Consider the following 21818-nt stretch of genomic DNA (forward strand, 5'->3'; position numbering starts at 1 on the left):
CGCTTTAAAGGGTTATTCATCAACTTTTAGTGTTGATAAAGATAAAATCGATCCATTTAAAATACCTGCGCCTGAAGATGTTTTAAAAAGGGCGAAAAATACCGATATTTGGCGTCAGATCTAATTAATAATAGTTCAGGCACAATTATTAAGGGACGAGCAGATGATAATAGTTTTTACTACTATGAATTTCCCCAATAGAAATGACAATTTACAGAGACTGATTATAACAATGAAGACCACTCCGTAAAGGGTGGTCTTACTTATATTTCTTTTATGGGAATCAGTGTACCGCCACCAATATAAGACAAATTAGCATTCTATCAACCTGAGCTGTTTCCAATTTAGACATATGAAGGTACATAGGCCCATAAAAATTTTATCAGGGAGCGCCTTATTTAAATCAAAAACACTGCTACAATCGTCGTCACAACAAGCCCAATGGCTACAGGAATTAAGTTCCGCCTTGCCAGTTCAAATGGGCTGACATTACAAATAGCAGCAGCTGGAATTAAAGCCCAAGGAATCAAGGTACCGCCACCAACCCAAATCGCTGTGATTTGCCCTAAAGCAGTTAAAGTGGCTGTTCCCCCACCAATGGCATTCCCAAATAGACTGCCAATCGAGCCTGCTAAAGAAATTCCAGAGAAGCCCGAACCATCCAATCCAGTAATAGCTCCAACAACCGCTAACGTCATAACAGCAATTTCCTTTGTTAAAGGTACGACCGCGGCAAGGCCAACTCCAAGATCATTAACAATGCCGTGTGAGGTAGCGGGGAGATGGTCCCCGATGATTTGTGTAAAGCCAGCATCTCCAAGATAGAAGAATGCGGCGATTGGGATAACAGGGCCGAAAACTTTAAAGCCGAATTGGAACCCTTGTATCAAATAGCTTGTTGTCTTCTCGAGACCCTCCGCTTTATGAGTAACAATACTAAGCAAAAGTAGGATAAAAACAGAGGTTCCACCGATTAGAGCAGTTGCATCGCCGCCCGTTAATTTGAATACTGACATCGTGATGACATCTAATATAAAGGCAATGGGAATAAGCACGGCGAAGAAACGCTTTTGCCCAATTGACAGTAAATGTTCAGTAGTTTCTTTTTCGCCAGCTTCCTCTTCCTCGTTGACCGTATTGAAAAGTAACGTTCCTCGTTTCATATCTCGCCGTAAGAAAATATAAGCAACAATTGTCGTCACAACCCCCATAGTAATGACGAGTGGAATACTAGCCGTAACCACATCTCCAACAGGTATACCTGCTGCATCAGCGGTTAGTTTTGGAGCCCCTTGTATGACAAAATCACTCGATAACGCCATCCCATGCCCAAATAAGTTCATCGCCATGGCAACGCCAAGTGCAGGAAGCCCCGCACGAATCGCAACAGGCAACAAAACGGCTCCTAACAACGCAACAGCCGGTGAAGGCCAGAAAAACCAAGAGATTAACATCATCAAAAGACCAATTGTCCAATAGGCAAGTGCGGGTGTCTTAATAAATTTGGTAAAAGGAGCAATCATAATCTCATTAATACCTGAAGTTATCATTACTCGACTCATGGCAACAATAATCGAAATAATCAAAATGGTGGATAACAACTCTGTAATGGCGTAAATAAAGCTGTTAAAAATACCACTAATGGACGAAGTTAAATTGCCAGTCGCAATGATCGCTAGCATGAAGATGCCAAGTATACAAATGAGGGTGGTATCACGACGTTTAACCATAAATCCGATGATGAGCACAATGAAAATAACGTAAATCCAATGGAGAGCTGTGAATTCAATCCCCATAATGTTTCCCCCTCAATATTCGACCTGATTTTATAGAATATGAAGAGAAAAAAAAGATGGTGATGATTTTGAAAAATTTCGAGCTTGGTGGAAGTTCTTGTAAATTTATAAGGTAAATAATAACTATTGATGCTGAAAAGCATAAAATTAATGAAAAGGGCCGTGCTACACGTTGAAGTAATACTTTGAAATGATGAAGGAGCAAGAATAATAAGCGATAGCATTGTTACGAAGAAGAACGCTAATCAAGAGAAAAAAACCTAGCCATTATGTATAAATATTAATAGGTAAAAAATATAGTATGACAGTAATCATTACTTCGTATTGACTTTATAGATACAACACTTTATTATATAGACCAGTCATTATAATTTGGAGGGGAACATGCCTAGAAATCAAGAAAGTAAAATGAAAATTTTATCGACGGCGTCAGTACTATTTCAAAAACAAGGGTACCACGCTACTGGATTAAATCAAATTATTAAAGAGTCGGGTTGTCCAAAAGGTTCGCTTTATTATTATTTTCCTGAAGGTAAGGAACAATTAGCGACAGAGGCAATTAACAGAACAAAGGATCTTGCTGTTCAAGAGCTAAGAAATTTATTTTCACAGCATGATGATGTAATAAAAGCTTTAGAGTGTTTTTTTGATCAATTTACAAGTTTTGATTCGAAAGTTGCCCATGATGGGATCCCATTAGCACTTATTTCTTTGGAAACTTGGCATATGAGTGAGCAACTTCGTTTAGCATGCAAGGATGCTTATGAAGCACTTATTTTGATAGTAAAGGCAAAATTTATTCAATCAAACTGGCCCCCTGATGAAGCTACAGAAATGTCGTATTTAGTCTTTAGCATGATAGAAGGTGGCAGTATTTTTGTACTCACTTCCCAATCAAATGAACCACTTAAAAGAATATGTAAAACGATTATAGAATTACTCGAGATAAAACAACGTGAAATTAGAGGAAATAGAGGGATATAAAAAGCGATACATGCTCAAAGAATGAGGTTTTCATACATTGGAATACTATATAGCCAGAATTCAAAAGGAGGTATGGTTTATGCCATTGGATAACATTTCAAGTAACTAATAGTACAAACTAAGGAGTGCTTGAAATTTGCTAAAATCATATATTCATTCATTTTTAAACACAAAGGAAGAGGAATTTAGTGGAAATATATTAGTAGTTCGTCAAGGAGAAACCATTTATAAAGAATCTTTTGGAAAAGCAAATTATGAATGGGACATACCAAATACCGCTATAACTAAGTTCCGTATTGGGTCAGTAACAAAAATATTTACTGCCATTGCAATTTTAATACTAATGGAAGAAAAAAAGTTATTGTTACATAATACTGTAGCTGATTTTATTCCGAACTTTCCAAAAGGCAACCAAATTACGATTGAACATCTATTAACTCATACATCTGGCATTGGTAATATAACTGATCAACCTGATTTTTTATTAAAATCTTATCAGCTACAATCTCCAGATGATTTGATAAATTGGATTGCTTCATGTTCATTCAAATCTTTACCAGGGAAAGAATTTAATTATTCTAATTCAGGATACATTGTGTTAGGTAAGATACTTGAAGTAATAAGTGGTTTAAGTTATGAAGAATTTCTTAAACAAAAGATTTTACAGCCTCTATCCATGTTAAATACGGGTCTTGATTCTAACGAAGCTATTCAAAAACATAAAGCAAGTGGTTATGAGTTGGATAAAAATAATAATATTTATCATGCTAGCTTCATCAATATGTCTAACACTTATTCGGCTGGAGGGTTATTTTCAACAGTTGAAGATTTACATTTACTTGATGATGGAATAAAAAGTAATAGTTTATTAACCAAAAATATAACATCTCAAATGTTTTCATCAGGTCGTTTTGGCTATGGATATGGATGGAACATTTTGAAGACAAAAAAGAATAATATGCTCATTTTTCATCATGGGGGCATTAATGGTTTTACGTCCTCATACTTGAAGTTGCTAGGAAAGAACGTGACGATTATAGTTTTAAGTAATATGTCGACGTTATTAACGTCAACAGTTGCTAATGAAATTGTTGCTTATTTAGAGAATTACAACTAAGGGTAAGACACTTTTTTTTATTTGGATGAAATTGATAGAGCAGAGTCTTATTGAGGCCTACAAATTGTTAGATAATAACTAGCAATTTGTGGGCCATTTTTATGGCATAATACTGTGCAATTTATCTATCAAACTAGCTCCATATACAGGTCTAATCAACCTAACAACTACTTTTTTAGCATGTTTTAATTTTCTCTAATTACGTACCCACAAACAAGATAATTGAAAGAATTGAATTTTTATAATAGAATACTTTTATAGATTATCGATAATCTATAATCCATAATATATAACACCTGTAGCTAATCACCCTATACACTGAACTATGTTAAAATAAAACATATAAATTTATTGGAGTGGTTTAATGGGGTTTGATGAAAATTCAATTTCAAAAAAAACAATTTCTGAACAAATAGCTGAACAATTATTATTTCGCATATTTTCTGGTTATTATGAACAAGGTCAGCGCTTAATAGAAGCGGAAATTGCAAAAGAGTTACAAGTAAGTCATGCACCTGTCCGAGAGGCACTTTATCTTTTACAAAAAGATGGTGTAGTTGAAAAAGTACAACATAAAGGTGTAAGAGTGAAGACTATATCCGATCAGGAATTGAAGGATTATTTGGAAGCGCTTTATAACCTATTGGATTTTGCACTGACTAAATGTGAACCTAAATGGACTGGTGATTTGCAAAATGAACTATTAATTCGTTTTGAAGCGATGAAACAAAAAAAGTCTGCTGAAAATATTTATGAATATGTTGTTTCGTTTGCTCATTTATTACAGTTGTTTTTTGATGTTTCAGGAAATATTGCGATGCTACGATTCTTTAAAGAAACAATCTTTGTTACAAATGTAGCTGCCCAAACAAAATGGAAAATGAATCTAGTTGAGTCCTACCATATGTCCATCAATACATTTATCAGATGTATAGAAGCGTCAGATTTTGATCATGCACGAGTAGCTATTAAAGATGTTATTTTATGGTACCAATTTAAATAATTTTATGGGGGTAACATAAATGAAAGCTGCAGTTTGGCATGGTGTGAAAGATATTAGAGTAGAAGAGGTTGAATTACGTACTTTAAGAGAAGATGAAGTGAAAGTAAAAGTAGCATGGGCTGGTATTTGTGGCAGTGATTTGCATGAATACGAAGAAGGTCCAGTTTTTGTACCAGTTGATGTGAAAGCTGATTTAACAGGTGAAGTTGCCCCACTTACAATGGGTCATGAATTTGCTGGTATCATCGAGGAAGTTGGTTCTAAAGTTACGGACTTACAGGTAGGAGACCGAGTGGTCATCAATCCTACTTTAACTTATAGAAACAAACATGAAGATGTCGATCGATATGATGGATTTAACTTTATAGGATTACATGGAGACGGTGGATTTGCGGAATATGTCAATGTCCCTGCAACAAATATACACCGTTTAGCAGATAACTTAACATTACAAGATGGTGCACTAGTAGAACCAATGGCAGTAGCTGTACAAGCTGTCAAAGATGCTGGCGTTACATTAGGAGATTCTGTTGCAGTATTTGGAGCTGGCCCAATCGGATTATTAACAGTCATCGCTGCAAAAGCATCTGGTGCAAGCAAAGTTATCGTATTAGATTTATCTGATGAACGATTAGAAAAGGCAAAAGAATTGGGTGCAACCCATGCTATTAATTCAGGTAAAGAAAATCCTGTACAGGCAGTTCGAGCAATTGTAGCAGATGGTGTTGATGTATCTTTTGAGGTTGCTGGTGTAGCTCCTACCTTTAAGCAGGCAATAGATGTTACAAAACCTCGTGGGAATATGATGATCGTTTCTATTTTTGCTAGACCAATTGAATGGAATCCAATGCAACTTACAAATACAGGTGTTAATGTACTATCATCCATTGTCTATACACCATCCATTTTTCAAAGAACAATTGATGCAATGAGCGCTGGTCAACTAAATCCACAAGGAATCATTACAAGTCAAATTGAACTAGATGAAATTGTTGACAAAGGATTTAAAACATTAACAAGCGACAAATCGCAGTCTAAAATTTTGGTTTCTATTAGTGGAGAAAATTAATAATCTAAATCTATTCTTCGGGAGCATGGCTAATGGCAGCCATGCTCTTTTCTTATTTTTATAGTCTGCTACTGAGGTGCATTTTAGCTTTAAAAATATACCTTAATTTCTTTCTCTTGCCCTTTGTGTGTCTCTAATATTCTTTTGAACCGTGATGGATGCAAATAAACTAAGAACAAATGACATCCCATAAAATCCTTTTTCGCTTAAAACAATACTTTCAGCATTGTATAATCCAATAGCCATTAATAAAATAGATACTATAAGTGCAATCCAACTAATACCATAATACATATTTGTAACGGGTATTCCCTCATCCTTATCTCTTACTGATTTTTGTAGAGATACTGCCGAGTAAAGTCCTAATACTAAAACTGCTAAGTAATATCCAGTTTCGTTTAGTGGTATCGTTGCGTTAAACAAACCTATAAAATAAGCAGTAACACCCACTAACAATGCAGCCCAAGAAGCACCCTTAAAAGCAGCAGTCGGTTCTCCCTCCTGCCTTTCCACTTTGATTTTTGGAGCTGGCTGTTTTTCCTTTTCTTCTGAACTCTCAGTTTGATTCGACAATTTTCTCCTCCTTCTATCACTGTATAATAACTTCTTCATCTACAGGATGTTATGAGAACAGAAACATATATAGGCATTATTTGAATTTTTTTCTTCTTCCTTAGCATCAGGTTTACTATCTTGAATAGGGTGCCCTTGCCTATATCAGGGTTCAGTTCATACCTCTAAAGCTATTTTTTAACTTAATTGAACAATCGTTAATGCGCGGCTGCCATATCCAGATACAGGATTTCCAGCTGCACTTACGCCAACTACATCTCCAGGATTTAAAGGAGTTTGAATGATATAGGCTGAACTACTTCTATTAGCCACATTAAATATTGCCTCTCCTGTGCCATCATAAATGGGAACTCCATTGATTGTAATGAATACTGTGAAAAATGGCTGAGTTGGATCTGGAGCTGCAGTGGCCTCTGAATTTATAGAAATTGTAATCTGGTATATCCCACTTTCATGAACTACCAATTCATTCCCAGAGCTACTTACTGTGATATTTTTGGATAACGGACCTACCTCATCAAATGAAATGGGTGGCGGAGTGGGTCCAACCACAGATTCTAATACTAGGCTTCTTAGTGAACCATAACCCAACACGCCTCTTTCAGCAGGCGCAATTGGACCAGAAAGAGCAACGATTTTTCTAAAGAAATTGTTTTCATTTTGACAAATACATTTATGCATTTGGTTAAATAACATATTTTTCACCTCAGTAATATAATTAAAGTATTATATTATATTCCTTTAGAAAGAAGGTACTTGTACGAGTGTCCAATATGTATAAATAAGAGTACGACAATTGAGTGGCTAATATGACTGATTGTCAGGCTATCATAACTCGAAATACTATGTCTACTCGAATCCAATGGAGAGCTACTAATTTAATTTTCCCTTCAATATGCCAATACTAAAATCAAGGATGGGAATGGTTTCATATATTAGGCAGTGTTTACTCCTGATAATATGTACCATACTGCAGGTAAAGGAATGGAAACGTTAGGGCTTACCTATGAATAAATTTTTGAAACTGTCATTCTCGTAACGGAGTGGTGGGAAGGACCTTTTTACGAATAAATTATGTTGGCGAAATCTGTTTTACAAGTCAATGAGCATCACAGACTAATTGTGGAAAATAAAATCGCCGCATATCTGATCAAAAATCAATGATATACGGTTAATTGTGTGTCTACCGAGAAGATGCGACTATTTTTTATAATTCGTGCCTCAATTTAACATACCACCATATTAAAAAAATTTGTATGCTTGAAGCGACATTTAGTGTATAAAACGGAATTAGTAAATGGTCTTGCACTAGGTAGGGGCAGTCACGATATTCATTAAATATGTTTAACTTTAAAGAAGGGGATTATTCTAATATAATTAAACGAAAATTATCTACTTCCAAAAGATAAGTGAACAACCTCTGCTTAATATGTTAAAAAATTTTTTTATTAGTGAGACTATTGGATTACATACTACTCAAATATATTCTAAGAAATCAAAATTTATAAGATTTTAGCCTAATTCTCTCTCACAATCTCCGTATTCACATTATATGTGTGTCCTTCATATGCTGCTTCCCTATTTAATTTCACAGGGTTTCCGTGACGGAAGCTGTAGTCCCAAATGTTACTTCATACTTACCAGACCCTATTAAATCAATTGTTTCACCATCGGAATTAAGAGAAATATTTTTTAAATGCTCTTGTGAAACAATCCCTGCTATTTCATTCAATTTCACATTTTAACAGGATTATAATGTTTCGTATGTTTTGATTTTTTCCAAATCCTAAACTAAATATTTCTAAGAAAGATACTACAATTCGCTTATTTTTTCAAAATAGCAAAGATCCTGATATGTTTAGATGTATCCTTTAATTAGGTCTAACATTAATGAAAACAAAGAAGGTAATACAAAGATCTATTTACCATTTGTAGTAGTTCAAAGCATTTAATCCGATGATCAATGTAGTTAGGGGATTCAATAGAAATCGCCCTATTTTCAGAATTTTATAAAATTATGAGTGGAAAAGGAAGTGTGGGCCGATACTCAAGCAGCATTAGTTCTTAATAATGCTCATTTCTACGTGGGTAGGGTGTTAATAGTATGTAATCTGTCTACGTATTGTGGAGTATATCGTTGTTAGGGTGCAGTTCATATTTTAATTACTAAGGATTTTGAAAAGAATATACTATTTGTTTAGTAATGATTTTTTTGAATATTCATATTTTGTTTTTAGCGAGGTTACTTTCGTTTCAATTAAGGATGTCCCATTAAAAGATAAAATTTAATGCCTCCAGTTAAAGAGTTGTCTATAAATGTGAAATTTATATGGTTATAGTAGTAAGATATAAACTTAAAATTATGTATAGATATAGTTTAAGTAGTTGTTTAAAAGAATTATATTCAATTTAGCGCCCTTAATATATTTAGTATACGTTTTTAAAGGTGTATTCTACCTTTACTTGCGAAAAGTTGTGTATATAAATACTATTCTAATTATAAATAAATTTTTCTTTGGAAGGGGAAAGTGATATGCGAAGTAAAACGTTAAGAAATGCGCTAATAATTGGAATGGTATTTATAACGTTAGGAGGTACAACGACTATAAAACCTAGCCAAACTTATGCAGAATCAAATAGTATGCAAGAGAAAACTATTGGTATTACAAACGTTAATCAAGTACTCGAGAAGATAGGGAATTATTATTATCAAAGAAATTTATCCTTGACTTGGTATGAGGCACCAAATTCTATAGGAGTTAAACATAACTTTCAGTTACGAAAAAATCCTGATTCAATTTCCTCTGAAATAGATTTATCAATTTCTGGAGAAGAAATTGAAAGCTTGTATTACGATTCAACAATCCCAAAATTTTTAGGAGAAAACGTATTTGAGAATAATACAGATCAAGAACAAAGCTATAATACTTCTAAATTTAGTGAAACATACACCGAATCAACATCAACTAGTGTTTCAAAAGGATTTAAGATTAATGTTGGTCGCGATTTCACAATACCATTAATATTGAACGAAGGGGGTAAAATTAACTTAGAATATAATTCGGGTAGTACAAACACCAATACTTTAAGTAAAACTTACACTTTAGAAGTGCCATCACAGCCTGTTAAAGTGCCACCGAATAAAATTTATAAATCAGTAGTAGAATATAGCCAAAGGACTTACAAAGGGACAGTGAAATTTTATGGGAGGAACCTTCACAATCCACACCCTATAAATACAATTAAAACAACAGGTTCTTATACTGGATGGATGGGAATGCAAGAAATTAAGCAATTTACATTTAATGATCCTCTATACAAACACTATGATGGACTATCCGATAGTCAAAAAAAAGAGGTTGAAAATGACGGAGTAGTGATTATTCCTTTTTTGGGTGCAACTTATGTTGTTGTAGAGGGTAAAGGCTCTTTTGAAGGAGTATATGGAGCTAAATTAAATGTGAAAACATATGATATAACAGATAAAAATAATATTAAGTTAGTAGATTCAAGAAGTATTGATTTATAAAATTTTTTGTGATGGTGTGAAATACTACTATTACTAAAAAATAATATTAAAAGTTAGAATATTAAGAAAAACAGAGGTTGGTTTAGTGAATTGAACGTCGCAATACTTTAGTTATTATAGTCATACCACGCGCCAAGATTAGCCGTATATCATTGTTAATTCAGATATACGGCAATTTTATTTTCTACAAAAAGTTAGAGCGTTTTTTCATTAGGGATTAACTTATTTAAGTTTGTTATGAGGAAACAAATATATAGTTAATTAGGAGAAATAGATGGATACCAATTTACTGGACTTGTGCAATTAGAGAAAGTATAGATAATCATGTTCAAAAAATAGGACAGGACCTTCTTATCCAAAGTGTCTACTTAGACAATTTGGAAGTTCCTAAAACGGCCTTCGTAGAACAAACTGCTAAGAACTTTAAAAAGTAATAATAACTTTATCCGAATACAAACGAAACTAAATAACCAGTTGCTGGTTCAGTAACTACAATTATTTGGATAATGTTTGAATCCCGGGTCACTATCAATATTTCAAAACGAGCTTCTCACATAAATATACGACTATTCTTAATCTAAGGTTTATACGTAAAGAGATACCTCTACATGCAGCTTTTAAATTAACTCAAGTTTCAACAGGAATTGGTTTACGCCTCTAGAACCACAACTAAAACGTTTAGAATATAAAGGTTTATTGGATTTCTGCTTTACTATATTCTAAAGTGCTTCCCCTAAATTTCCATGTTAGAAATCCATTTTCAGATGTATTAAAGTATAGTTTATATTTATTTTGAATACTATATTATATGAGTTTTGTAAAAAAACGAAATACTTAATTTGAAAATTGCTGGGGCATCTAACGGTAAAATCCTCATCGTACTGTTGGTGAATGTGAAAAATATCAATATTTAAAGATTTTTTGAGAGACTACTCTAATTATGGTTTCTAAGCTTTTGTAGTAATTGAGTGATTATAAAATCTAAATTACTTTTCTACAGCTTCTCGAACTTGATTTATACAGATTAGGAGGGAAACAATTTGAAAAAAATGGTTTTGTTATTAGGTATAGTGACAAGTATTCTTTTTTCTACTCCAGATGTTTTTGCCTCAAATACGATTGAACCAAACGGATTGAAGCCACCAGGTGAAAGTTTTACACCTGGAGAGTGGTTTCTTGGAGATACTCCACCTAATGCTGATCCGAATAAACCACCTATTGTTTTCGTTCAAGGAAAAAACGGTAATTCTACCAATTGGTATGGTCATACTGAATATCACGGTCTTAATGATATGTATACAAAAGCTTATGAAGCTGGATATCAAACGGTATTTGTTCAATTGTATGATTCAGCAGGTAAAGGCTCTTATAGTCAATACGATAACGGAAAATTATTAGCCTCTATGTTAAAAGAAATCAGTCAATATTTTCATGGAAAAAAATTAAATATAGTTGCCCATAGTAAGGGTGGGCCCGATACTCAAGCAGCATTAGTACTTAATAATGCTCATCCGTACGTTGGTAGAGTGTTTACTTTAGGATCCCCTCATTATGGATCAGAGTTAGCTGACCTTGCATATAGTTGGTGGGCAGGTTGGCTAGCTGATTTACTAGGTGAAAAAGATGATGGAACATATTCACTTCAGGTTGGAGAAATGGAACACTTTCGCTCACTAATAGACAATCACCCCAATGTAAGCAAAAACAACTATTATACAATTGCCGGTACTAATACAGGGCCATTTCTATCTGCACTCTGGATGGGTGGTCTATATCTTTCCGATCCAAATGATGGATTAGTTAAAGAGGCGAGTACTAAATTATTTTACGGAACACATCTATTTACCGATACCTCACTTGACCATGACAATATTCGAATGGGATCTGCGGTATTTTCTAGATTGGAACATTATCTACAGTCTTCTTCTACTGATCTTAGCATTATGAACAAAGAATTCTTTTCTCAAACTGATATGTTTCAAGAGTTAGATGTTTCTCATTATTTTTATGGAGGAAAGTTACAGTCATCAAATGATGTTACACATTCTTTTTATGTAGATACCGCACTCGATAATGTTACATTGTGGACAGGAATGACTACTGACAAGATAGAGTTGGTATCTCCTTCAGGAAAAAAATACACAAACGAGACAATCGAATCTTATGAGGAAGCCTCTTTCTTTAATGGTGTGGTACCTCATACATTTCCTAATGTTCTCTCTGAGAAGGGGGAATGGAAGGTAAATATAAGCACGCAGGCAGGTGATAATGCGTATTTACTAGCTGTTCAACATGGAGGCCCATCTTTGATTAAGGTGAGTATACCAACAGCAGCATTAGAAACGAATAATATTATTACAATACAAGCAAATCAAAGATTACGAAATCTTGCCTTCGATGTACAAGTACTAGATCCAGCAGGCAAAGATATTGCCTCCTCTCTACAAATACAAAAGGTTGATCAACAAAAATTTTCAGTAATTTTTCCAGAGAATAAAAAGTCTGGTGTATATAACATAACTTTAAATATTTCTGGTGAAACCTTACAAGGTGAGCCATATAAGAGGACGATTGTTCGTTCTAAGTATTTAAAATAGACATGACTTAGTTAGGAAAATTAGTGAATATAAAGGAAGGTTAGCTACTTATCATGAGTAAAGATTTCGATATGTTTACTAGTATGGAAAATGCTATGCCAATACAATACTAAAAAAACATGTTTCTATATATGAGGATATACAAGTTTCTAATAAACGATTAAAACCATACCCCAATCCATCTCAGAAGATGAAATATTTTGTTATTATGAAACACTCACGCTTGAGCGTGAAAAATCTAATGATTTTGCCCCCTTTAGGTTAATGTTATCTTAACATATTGAAGTTTTTTAACATTGACTAATAGGGGGTATCATGCGCTCAACAGGGTGAAGGGTGACCTTCTTACTTTTTAGCTCCATCATCCTTGATGAAAACATGAATATTAAATTTTTTAATTGAATGTTCAGTAATGGAATTTAATTTATCTACAGTCCATGATTGGGGCTTGAAGCGATAAGCTTTTTCTGAAAAATTGAAGACATCAGAGTTTATTTCCAACCCTTTATTAAAGGTACTTTGAAACTGTGATAAAATAATATTTTTAATTTCATTTTCAATTGTTTCTTTTCCAATATTTTTTGGATTTTCTCTGATTGAAGCTTTAATGTCTAAATTTATAATATATTTTGGAATTGAATTATCCACAATTTCTATATGATAATCTATAGTTTCAATAAACATTGAAACTGACTTATCCTTTATTAATAATTTCATGTTATTAAAATCCTTATTAAACCAATCCAGCCCTGAAAGTTCTTCTTCTTTTATCCAACCATTGAATTTTTGACGTGAAAGAAAATAAGCACCACTTATTTTTAAAATATTTTTAGATTTATTATCCTCCATCCAATAATCTTCACTAATTTTTATTGTAGGAACCATAATGGATCCAACTGGTTCATAATACCTTTTAATCATGTCTTGAACAGTACTGGTTGAGATGAATGAATTAAAGAATAATTGTTCATTTGGATCATAAGGAAAAGTTAATATTGGCGGTTTGTAAAAGAGACCATGTACATTCATTATCTCTTTAATATCATCTTCTTCATATCCATAAGCTAAAGTATTATAACGTAGATAATAATCCCTACTAAAAAAATCAAAAAATTCATCCAAATGACCATCCAATATATTTTTGGAAATAAAGAAAGTTTGTATATGTCCATAATACAAAGGGTTAACAGAATTCTTTTCTATATCATCGATTGCTCCCTGAATAGTTTCACCTTCTCCATGTCCAACAACAATTGGAGCAGGCTCAGATGCAATGCCAGGATCTGAGCCCGCAACATTGGTAAATCCGAAAGCTTGAAAATATAAATGATACATATCATTAGAATAATCTATACCAAGAGCGGTAATATAAACTTCACTTTGAATTTCCTTCGTACCTAAACAGCCGCCTAGAATAAATAATAAAGGAAAAATTAACGTCATTTTGTATGGGGAAGTAAAGTAATGGGACATATAAACTCCCTTCTGCTGAAAAAACAGTCAGTCTTTTATTTTAATTCTAAAGGGCATTTTTAAAAAACCTTTAATAAGATTGGGTATACTTACTTTTGAAAATGTAGAAAGGTAAGGATGACCGAAGCTTTCTAATGACGAGATATATGTTAAGAAAAATAAGACACTTAAAACAAAGCCATACATTCCAAAAAAGGAGGCAATTATTAATGTTGCGACTCTTATTAAAAATACATTGCCTAGTACATTTTGATTAATTAATGTATAGCTAGATATAACGGTAAGTGCTCCAATTACTAATGTTGATGGTGATGTAAATCCTGCTCTTATAGCAGCATCTCCAACTATTAAGCCTCCTAAAACTGCAACCGTTTGACCTACAGCTTTAGGTAAACGTATTCCCGCTTCTCGAAAAAGGTCAAAAAAAATGAGCATAATAAGAATTTCGAACGAAGAGGAAACAGGTAGTCCAATTTTAGATGCAGATATTGATACTAGTAAGGGAAAGGGTAGCTGGTTTAGTTGATGGACAGTTAATGCAATCCAAAGTCCAGGTAAAAATATACTTGTTAATAAAGAGGTAATTCTTAAAATTCGTGATAAACTCACAAATAAAAAATTGGTTTGATCATCTTCAGCTGCTTTCAAAATAAGTAATAAATTTACGGGTCCAATTAAACAGCTTGGACTTCCATCTACCAGTATGACAAAACGGCCTTTATTGAGGGAACTTACTACAAAATCTGGCCTTCCTGAATAATCCAGGAGGGGAAAGAGGGTCAGCTTATCATAAAGTAATTCCTCAATATGATAACTACTTGCAATATTATCTACTTTTATTTTATTTAGTTTGCTTTGTACATTCTTTAACGTACTTTGGTCAATATAGTTTTCAATATAGAGTAATAAAACTTTGGTTTTACTGGTGTCGCCAATTGTAAAATCGTTACTTGATAAATTTTTACTTTTTAATCTCATTCTTATTAAAGAAAAATTGGTATCTATATTTTCAACAAACCCATCTCTCGGTCCTCTTAATGAGACTTCCATATTTGATTCTTCAATGGATCGTTCAGGAAGTTTAGCTAAATTGGTTGAATATAAGCTATTTGATGGAACATGGAAAAAATATAAAAAACCTGAGAAAATTTTGCTATTCATTTCATCTGTCTTTGTTCGGTACTCTTTGATTTCAAATACTTCTAAATAACGGTTTATAATTTCAACATCATGTAAATGTCCGTGTTCAGCAAGGAATCTAATATTTGGTAATAATGAATTCAAAAAAAGTACACTATCAACTAAACTATGGCAATAGACAAATATAACTTCATGCTTTTCATTATTAAACATATAGAATTTACTACTTATCGTTATATCTGATTGGTGGCCTAATTCTTTATAGAGAAAATCCTTATTTTCGGTCAAGATGATGAACTCCCTTTTGCTTTTTTTCTACTACATAGAAAACAATCATAAAAAAGAATAAAAATAAAAAAATAGAAAGGAGATAAGTGCTTTTTATAAATGACAAAAAATCAGAAACAGACCAAGGAATTAATAATCCTATTGTTAAGCATAAATAACCAACAATTAATATGAATTTTCGATTTTGAAAGAAGGACGACACAATATACATAAATAAACATATACGAATAAAAGCCATTGATAATAATTGGAGAACAGATAAAGAATCTAATCTTGTAAAGTACTTACCAAATGATAAAACTCTCCATTGCTCGTTTATAGGAAAGAGCATTTTTTGCGTTAGATAAATGCCGAATTCAGATACAGCCGTCACAATAGCGATTAAAACGAATAAGACAAACAGAATAGAAAATATGAGTATACCTTTCCTTTTCAGTTGCTCTTTTACATAACCATTTAAAACGATTAAAATAAAGCCCATTTCTAAAATACCAATACATATGTATAATATTCCCCAATAAATGGACGGAGTATTACTTGTATTTACTGGTAATAATAGTTCGTATTCATTGTTCATTGAGTTTCCTAAATTGAGAAGAACAAACAAAAAAATGTATAGTGAACAAATAATCAAGGACTGGATAGCTATGGTCTTAAGCCCTTTTAGGGAACCATAAAAGCATAATAATATAAATAAAATGACTGTAATAAAATAAGGATAATCAGAGTTAAAACTTTCTTCTGCCCAAATAATCGTAAATTTGAGTGAGACAAACGTTGATGACATTAAATAAACGATATATATATAAATGATGAATACGTACAGTGTTTTATTATTTTGGACAGTTTTTAATTCAAGGATTGAACTATTATTTAATGAAGAAGTTATTCTAGAAATAAATAATGCTAAAAGGAATATGGGGATTAAACTGAGCAAGGCACTTATCCAAGCTTCACGTTCCACCACTGTAAAAATTGAGGGAATTAAAACAAAGTGTGCTAAAAAACTAACTGATAAGAATAACAAACAATATACATGGATTGGCTGTAAAACTTTGTTCATTTTATCATTAACCCCCTCCTAACAATACTCCCCAAGTCCGAGGTCATCTAATCGAATGGGGTGTATTTTTATTATAGACACACGTAAACGCCTTTATAGCTCTCGAATAAAATATTCACTCTCTTCTGAGGATTTATAATAAGTAAACTATGCTGCATTTCAGCTTTTACCCACAACCATTATTGTTATTATGTACAGCCAAACTACCGTACCTAATAAACCTCCAATTACTCTACTAATTTTCAAAGCATGTTAAAAAGCAATCAAAAGTAGATTTTGTTTTATTTTATATAACTGCTAATATTTAACTATATTGAAGCAGTGTGAAACAGTGAAAATGCTAATAAATTTTTAAGAAAAATTGCACCAAATTTAATAAAAGGGGGCTTTTTCAATTTGCTTAAGAAGAATATTATCATTTTAGAAAACAATCTTTATTTAAAAATGGGCTTAGTGAAAATTCTGGAGAATGACTATAATATTTATTCAGACATTTACTTATCAAAAAATCTTTATGCTTTAATGAGTCAATACAAACCAGATATTATCGTCATTAATAAGCTAAGTAAAAATAACTTAGAAGATGTCAAACGAATTCGATCCGAATATCCTACTACATATGTTGCTATTCTTACTTCAATTATTTTAGAGGAAGAAATGCACGAGGCTTTGTTAGCTGGTGTCTCAGGGTTTATTTTATATAATATAAAATTAATAGAATTAACAAAAGCAATAGACTTAATTTCTAAAGGTGAATACTATTTTGATAGCTCGTCAATGACAACTTTTATAAAAAGCTATTTAAAACTATTCGATTCGAAGAAAATAATATCGCATCTTTTTACAAAGCGGGAATATGTCATTTTGCTAATGCTTGCAGAAGGTAAAGACGTACAAGAGATTAGTCAAAACCTTAATATTTCCAAAAAATCAATCAAAATGAACATTAATAAGATTTATAACAAATTATCAGTAAAGACTCGCCTACAGGCGATAGAAAAAGCTATTAAAAACAGGTGGATTCCTTATAATTTAGCTATATCTAATTTATATGTGATGAATTATAATCAAAAACAGACAATACTACATTGATAAAAATCCGAATATTTCTTATATTCGGATAATTTTGCGTTCATTGAAAACCCCTACCACGTAAGAATTCCACGTATTTTCTCCCACTTTAACTGATTGTATCTACTTGGTGCTCCTGACAATAAAATGATTGACTGCCATAACAAAAGTGCTTAAATTACAAATAATTCTTTTTTCTTATATCTAATTATCAATTTGTGTATCATTTGAAACAAATATTGATTTTGAAGACATGTGAATAGATGTTATGGTAATGGTTAATTAATATAGGTATATTTAATTATTCCGAAAGAATTTAATAGCAATCTTTGCTCGCTGGGTTTTAAAAAAAGTGTAATAAACCATAATATTGTTACCAGTTCTATATAGGTGTATCTATATTGGTAGAGAAATTCGTAAGAAATAGAGGTGAGAGTATGTATAATTTTTTAGATCGTTTCACTTTACAAAAGGTGCAACTGTTAGATCATATCCATAATGAAAAACGATTCTTTTCTAGTCAGGAGTTAGCTAAAAAAATGGATTTATCTGAAAGAACCATCTTAAAAATAGTGACAGAACTCTCAAGTGATTTAGAAAAATTTGATGAAGCTATTTTTTTAAACGAACTGAAACAAAAGCAATTTAAATTGGATTATAAAGATTATTTTTCGATTAAAACAATCGAAAGATTTTACCTGCAAAATTCGTTAGCATATAAAATTTTCAATGATATTTTTTATAATAAATTAGTCGATTTTAATATGTTTATTATAGAAAATTTTACAAGTCAAGCTTCTATATATCGTCAAATAAATAAAATTAAGCCTTTATTAAATGAATTTCAATTAAAATATACGTCTCAAGATTTCATTACACTTGAAGGATCTGAAAAACAATTTCGTTACTTTTACTATTTGTTCTATTGGAATTCATGTTGGGGAGAAACTTGGCCTTTTTTAGGAATATCTAGAGAGGAAATAGTAGAAATTATTAAGGACTATAATCGAGAATTTCAAATTTCCGTATTATACTTGCTAGCGATTTGCTTAATACGGGCTAAAATGGGTTTTGTCATAGAAGATGACGTGGCATATACAAGATATACAGAACATCATTATCAATTTGAAAAATTTTCACAAACATTTAGTGTTTTATTTAAAAAATTCACAAACCTGAATGATGAAGCAATAGAGAAAGAGATAAAGTTTTCATTTTCATTTCTAGAGTCTCAGCATCGTTATGAGAAAAGTGAAAGTTCCATAAGTTTAATGATGAATTTTGGTCAATACCATAATCAAGAATTATTTGTACAAGCTACTTTGTATTGGATGGAGAAATTTAGGAAGTTCTTTTCAATTACTTTAGATATAGAGGAATATGGAGTACTGTTTGTAAACTTACTGAACCTTCATTATCATACATTGAATTTTTCTGGTCCTGCATTTTTATTTAAAGAGGACCTTTATAAAAAGAGATTTGATTGTCATGCTACTATACAAATTGAAATCATGAATCAATTTTACGACTATCTTTTAGAGAATGAAGAATTTTATAAGGTTTTTGAACGAAGAGAGCTTTTAATTGGTAGATATCATAGATTACTAAAGCAATCAATCGATGTTCTTAAAAGAAGCACCATAAAAATAAAAATATACTCCTTGATCCATGATGTTCATTATTTATTCGATAAGGTCAAACGCGTCTTTTCGCATGTTGATTATTGTACAAAAGATGAAGAAGCCGAATTGATCATTACTGATCGCCTATACTTAAATATTGCTAAAGACAAAGAAGATATTTTTGTATGGGATTCTATACCTGGGAGAGAGGATTTTTTCAGGCTAGGTAAAAGACTTCAAAAAATTTACTTTACTAAAGAACAACAGCCAGACCAATTACTTTTAAAAACATTATTAAGTCAAGTATAAAGTGTGGGGATTTCATTGATTTTGAGACAAGAAAACTGAAACAAGAATTATTTGATTATTTTGAATACTATTCTTAAAAATAGTAGAAAAACATAATGGTTATACATCTGACTGCTTCATTTTTATGAGTGCATACCATCTTGCTTTAGACAAAGAATCATCATTGTACTACCTTTAACCATTTTCAAATGAAGGGGTTAAAATACATAGTCTTTTTGGTTACCTTTCTGTATAAAGTAGTTTGGGTACTTGGGAAACGAACCGGTGATAAAGTAAGACCAAACGTTTTTGTTATTAAGTGAATAACCGTTAATTCATACAAATTTTCGTTTGCTATATTTCCAATCGAAGGGGGTAATTATGATGTTACGCAATCTTTCTACAATGAAAAAATTATTAGTTTTAATGTTAATATCCATTTTTACAGTTGGTATTATTCAAGTCGTTGGATACAATACGATGAAATCTTTAAAAAATAATATAGAGGATATATTTAAGGACCGCTTAGAACCAGGTATAGTTTTGACTGATTATAGGCTAAATAACCGTATTATTTTAACATACATGTATCGTTCCTTCCATTACACTGATGAAAAAACGATTAATGAAATTCATGCTGGGGTAAAGAAGGCTTTTGAGGAAAATGAAATGAATCTTCAATTACTTAATGACACCAGCTTAAAGTCAGATGAAGCAGAAATAATAAATGAACTGATTGATGAATATCCAAGTTTTAAAGAAACTATGGAAAAAGTATTCGAATTAAGTCTTGCCAATAAGAATGAGGAAGCATTAAATCTCTATTATTCTATTGCTGAGCCTGAGTATAATAGGATTTTATCAAAAGGTCGAGAGTTAACACAATTAAATAGAGACTATGCAAGCTCTTTGTATAAGGAAAGTGTAGAAGAAGTAAATAAAAATACTAGGTATACATTGATCATTTCAACGGTATTAAGCATACTGTATGTTGTGTTCGGTTTTATTGGTGTCCGTACATATATAACAGCTCCAATAGATAAAATAAAAACTGCTGTCCAACGGGCAGAAGCGGGAGAATTAAATTTTAGTGTAGACTATGATTCTAAGGATGAAATTGGCGTATTATCTGCATCACTTAATCGTATGATTACTAAATTAAGAGATTTAATAGGTCAGGTGAAGCAATCGTCTGAACATATGGCAGCGTTTTCTAATGAACTCACGGCAAGTACGGAACAAACAAGTAAAGCCAGTGAGCATATTGCAACTGTTACGTTAGATATTGCAAGTGGAACAGAGCATCAAGTTCGAACACTAATAGAAACAGAAGATATTGTTACGCAAATGGCCCAAGATGTCCAAACAATCGAAAGTAATTCAACTAGCGTATCAGAGGCAGCTATTCATGCAGAACAAATTTCGGTGGATGGAAATGAAATTATTAAAAACGCTGTTCAGCAAATGAACAAAATCCAAACGTCTATTGATAGTCTAAATAATGTGATTTTTGGTTTAGGAGATCGCTCATCAGAGATTGGGCAAATTGTAGAAGTTATTACAAGTATTGCTGAACAGACGAATTTATTAGCATTAAATGCAGCTATAGAAGCGGCAAGAGCAGGGGAAAATGGTAAAGGATTTGCTGTGGTTTCAGAAGAAGTTCGAAAATTAGCTGAAGAATCCTCTTTGTCTGCACGGAGAATTTCTGTATTAATTGATGGGATTCAAACGGAAACGAATAGAGCGGTAGATTCAATGCAATTCACAACAAATGAAGTGGTTATAGGTATAAACTGTGTAAACACGGCAGGAGAATCCTTTAAGAAAATTCAACATGCTACCAAGGAAGTTTCGGCTCAAGTTCAGGGGATTTCTACTTCAGTAGAGCATATGGCGATAGAAATGAGACATATGACTGATTCTATGAAGCAGATCAACGGAATCGCTCAAAGTTCTGCGGAGGGAACACAAAATATTTCGGCAGCTACTGAGGAACAGCTAGCTTCCATGGAAGAAATTACTGCATCTACTTTTACACTTTCTAAAATGGCAGAAGAATTACAAAATAAAACAAATACGTTTAAAGTTTGACGTGGCAGATTTTTTAAGAAGTACATAAGAGGAATTGAAGTTATTCTACAATTATTTCAGTTAAAGGATAATCGAAGTTCTTAGGCAAGGATAAAAGGATTGGATAAACAG

Annotated in this window: 15 protein-coding genes; 9 read left to right on the forward strand and 6 right to left on the reverse strand. The window is 32.4% G+C overall.

Annotated features, from left to right (window positions below):
* Positions 1–398: 398 nt before the first annotated feature.
* Positions 399–1796: a hypothetical protein gene (locus ACE1MS_RS06185; RefSeq protein WP_031419199.1), complete on the reverse strand. Its 1398-nt coding sequence runs from the start codon at positions 1794–1796 to the stop codon at positions 399–401.
* Between the two features lie 384 nt (positions 1797–2180).
* Between ACE1MS_RS06185 and ACE1MS_RS06190 the strand changes: the two genes are divergently transcribed.
* The 4 genes from ACE1MS_RS06190 to ACE1MS_RS06205 all read left to right on the forward strand — a co-directional run bounded on the left by ACE1MS_RS06190 (position 2181) and on the right by ACE1MS_RS06205 (position 5969).
* Positions 2181–2780 (forward strand): TetR/AcrR family transcriptional regulator, encoded by a 600-nt coding sequence (locus tag ACE1MS_RS06190; RefSeq protein ID WP_031419200.1) that lies wholly within the window; start codon positions 2181–2183, stop codon positions 2778–2780.
* A 136-nt stretch (positions 2781–2916) separates the two neighbouring features.
* A complete protein-coding gene (locus tag ACE1MS_RS06195; RefSeq protein WP_325881235.1) occupies positions 2917–3897 on the forward strand; it encodes a serine hydrolase domain-containing protein in 981 nt (326 codons plus the stop codon).
* 364 nt (positions 3898–4261) lie between these two features.
* Positions 4262–4900 carry a GntR family transcriptional regulator gene (locus ACE1MS_RS06200; RefSeq protein ID WP_008174480.1) on the forward strand — a complete coding sequence of 213 codons (639 nt, stop codon included), beginning with the start codon at positions 4262–4264 and terminating at the stop codon, positions 4898–4900.
* Positions 4901–4919: 19 nt separating this feature from the next.
* Complete coding sequence (locus tag ACE1MS_RS06205) at positions 4920–5969, forward strand: 2,3-butanediol dehydrogenase (protein WP_012293510.1); 1050 nt, start codon at positions 4920–4922, stop codon at positions 5967–5969.
* A gap of 102 nt (positions 5970–6071) precedes the next feature.
* Here ACE1MS_RS06205 and yiaA read toward each other — a convergent pair whose 3' ends face one another.
* Both yiaA and ACE1MS_RS06215 read right to left on the reverse strand, forming a co-directional pair.
* Positions 6072–6542: an inner membrane protein YiaA gene (yiaA, locus tag ACE1MS_RS06210; protein ID WP_447402762.1), complete on the reverse strand. Its 471-nt coding sequence runs from the start codon at positions 6540–6542 to the stop codon at positions 6072–6074.
* Between the two features lie 177 nt (positions 6543–6719).
* On the reverse strand, positions 6720–7238 hold the full coding sequence (locus ACE1MS_RS06215; RefSeq protein WP_447402763.1) for a hypothetical protein: 519 nt from the start codon (positions 7236–7238) through the stop codon (positions 6720–6722).
* A gap of 1837 nt (positions 7239–9075) precedes the next feature.
* Here ACE1MS_RS06215 and ACE1MS_RS06220 point away from each other — a divergent pair.
* The gene (locus ACE1MS_RS06220; RefSeq protein ID WP_447402764.1) at positions 9076–10071 is read left to right on the forward strand and encodes an ETX/MTX2 family pore-forming toxin; all 996 of its coding nucleotides are present in this window, start codon (positions 9076–9078) and stop codon (positions 10069–10071) included.
* Positions 10072–11120: 1049 nt separating this feature from the next.
* On the forward strand, positions 11121–12668 hold the full coding sequence (locus ACE1MS_RS06225; RefSeq protein ID WP_447402962.1) for an esterase/lipase family protein: 1548 nt from the start codon (positions 11121–11123) through the stop codon (positions 12666–12668).
* A 345-nt stretch (positions 12669–13013) separates the two neighbouring features.
* On the opposite strand, the gene ACE1MS_RS06230 is transcribed toward ACE1MS_RS06225, so the two are convergent.
* The 3 genes from ACE1MS_RS06230 to ACE1MS_RS06240 are packed head-to-tail and all read right to left on the reverse strand — an operon-like array spanning position 13014 to position 16632.
* A complete protein-coding gene (locus ACE1MS_RS06230; protein WP_036215097.1) occupies positions 13014–14141 on the reverse strand; it encodes a Ger(x)C family spore germination protein in 1128 nt (375 codons plus the stop codon).
* Positions 14142–14168: 27 nt separating this feature from the next.
* Positions 14169–15569, reverse strand: coding sequence for a spore germination protein (locus tag ACE1MS_RS06235; RefSeq protein ID WP_447402765.1), 1401 nt, complete (start codon positions 15567–15569; stop codon positions 14169–14171).
* Complete coding sequence (locus tag ACE1MS_RS06240) at positions 15556–16632, reverse strand: GerAB/ArcD/ProY family transporter (RefSeq protein WP_447402766.1); 1077 nt, start codon at positions 16630–16632, stop codon at positions 15556–15558. Before ACE1MS_RS06240 ends, ACE1MS_RS06235 begins: the two co-directional genes overlap by 14 nt.
* Positions 16633–17028: 396 nt before the next feature.
* Here ACE1MS_RS06240 and ACE1MS_RS06245 point away from each other — a divergent pair, with 396 nt between their 5' ends.
* The 3 genes from ACE1MS_RS06245 to ACE1MS_RS06255 all read left to right on the forward strand — a co-directional run bounded on the left by ACE1MS_RS06245 (position 17029) and on the right by ACE1MS_RS06255 (position 21707).
* Positions 17029–17724 carry a response regulator transcription factor gene (locus tag ACE1MS_RS06245; RefSeq protein WP_447402767.1) on the forward strand — a complete coding sequence of 232 codons (696 nt, stop codon included), beginning with the start codon at positions 17029–17031 and terminating at the stop codon, positions 17722–17724.
* A 416-nt stretch (positions 17725–18140) separates the two neighbouring features.
* Positions 18141–19634, forward strand: a complete 1494-nt coding sequence (locus ACE1MS_RS06250; protein ID WP_012293519.1) for a helix-turn-helix domain-containing protein — start codon at positions 18141–18143, stop codon at positions 19632–19634.
* A gap of 363 nt (positions 19635–19997) precedes the next feature.
* Complete coding sequence (locus ACE1MS_RS06255; protein ID WP_051563200.1) at positions 19998–21707, forward strand: methyl-accepting chemotaxis protein; 1710 nt, start codon at positions 19998–20000, stop codon at positions 21705–21707.
* Positions 21708–21818: the final 111 nt, after the last annotated feature.

The sequence above is a fragment of the Lysinibacillus sp. fkY74-1 genome (genome assembly GCF_053165895.1).

Bases quoted from the DNA above. Each gene is read 5' to 3' on its own strand.
- ACE1MS_RS06185 (WP_031419199.1), bottom strand. From the start codon at position 1,796: ATGGGGATTGAATTCACAGCTCTCCATTGGATTTACGTTATTTTCATT.
- ACE1MS_RS06190 (WP_031419200.1), top strand. From the start codon at position 2,181: ATGCCTAGAAATCAAGAAAGTAAAATGAAAATTTTATCGACGGCGTCA.
- ACE1MS_RS06200 (WP_008174480.1), top strand. From the start codon at position 4,262: ATGGGGTTTGATGAAAATTCAATTTCAAAAAAAACAATTTCTGAACAA.
- ACE1MS_RS06205 (WP_012293510.1), top strand. From the start codon at position 4,920: ATGAAAGCTGCAGTTTGGCATGGTGTGAAAGATATTAGAGTAGAAGAG.
- ACE1MS_RS06215 (WP_447402763.1), bottom strand. From the start codon at position 7,238: ATGTTATTTAACCAAATGCATAAATGTATTTGTCAAAATGAAAACAAT.
- ACE1MS_RS06220 (WP_447402764.1), top strand. From the start codon at position 9,076: ATGCGAAGTAAAACGTTAAGAAATGCGCTAATAATTGGAATGGTATTT.
- ACE1MS_RS06225 (WP_447402962.1), top strand. From the start codon at position 11,121: ATGGTTTTGTTATTAGGTATAGTGACAAGTATTCTTTTTTCTACTCCA.
- ACE1MS_RS06230 (WP_036215097.1), bottom strand. From the start codon at position 14,141: ATGTCCCATTACTTTACTTCCCCATACAAAATGACGTTAATTTTTCCT.
- ACE1MS_RS06240 (WP_447402766.1), bottom strand. From the start codon at position 16,632: ATGAACAAAGTTTTACAGCCAATCCATGTATATTGTTTGTTATTCTTA.
- ACE1MS_RS06250 (WP_012293519.1), top strand. From the start codon at position 18,141: ATGTATAATTTTTTAGATCGTTTCACTTTACAAAAGGTGCAACTGTTA.
- ACE1MS_RS06255 (WP_051563200.1), top strand. From the start codon at position 19,998: ATGTTACGCAATCTTTCTACAATGAAAAAATTATTAGTTTTAATGTTA.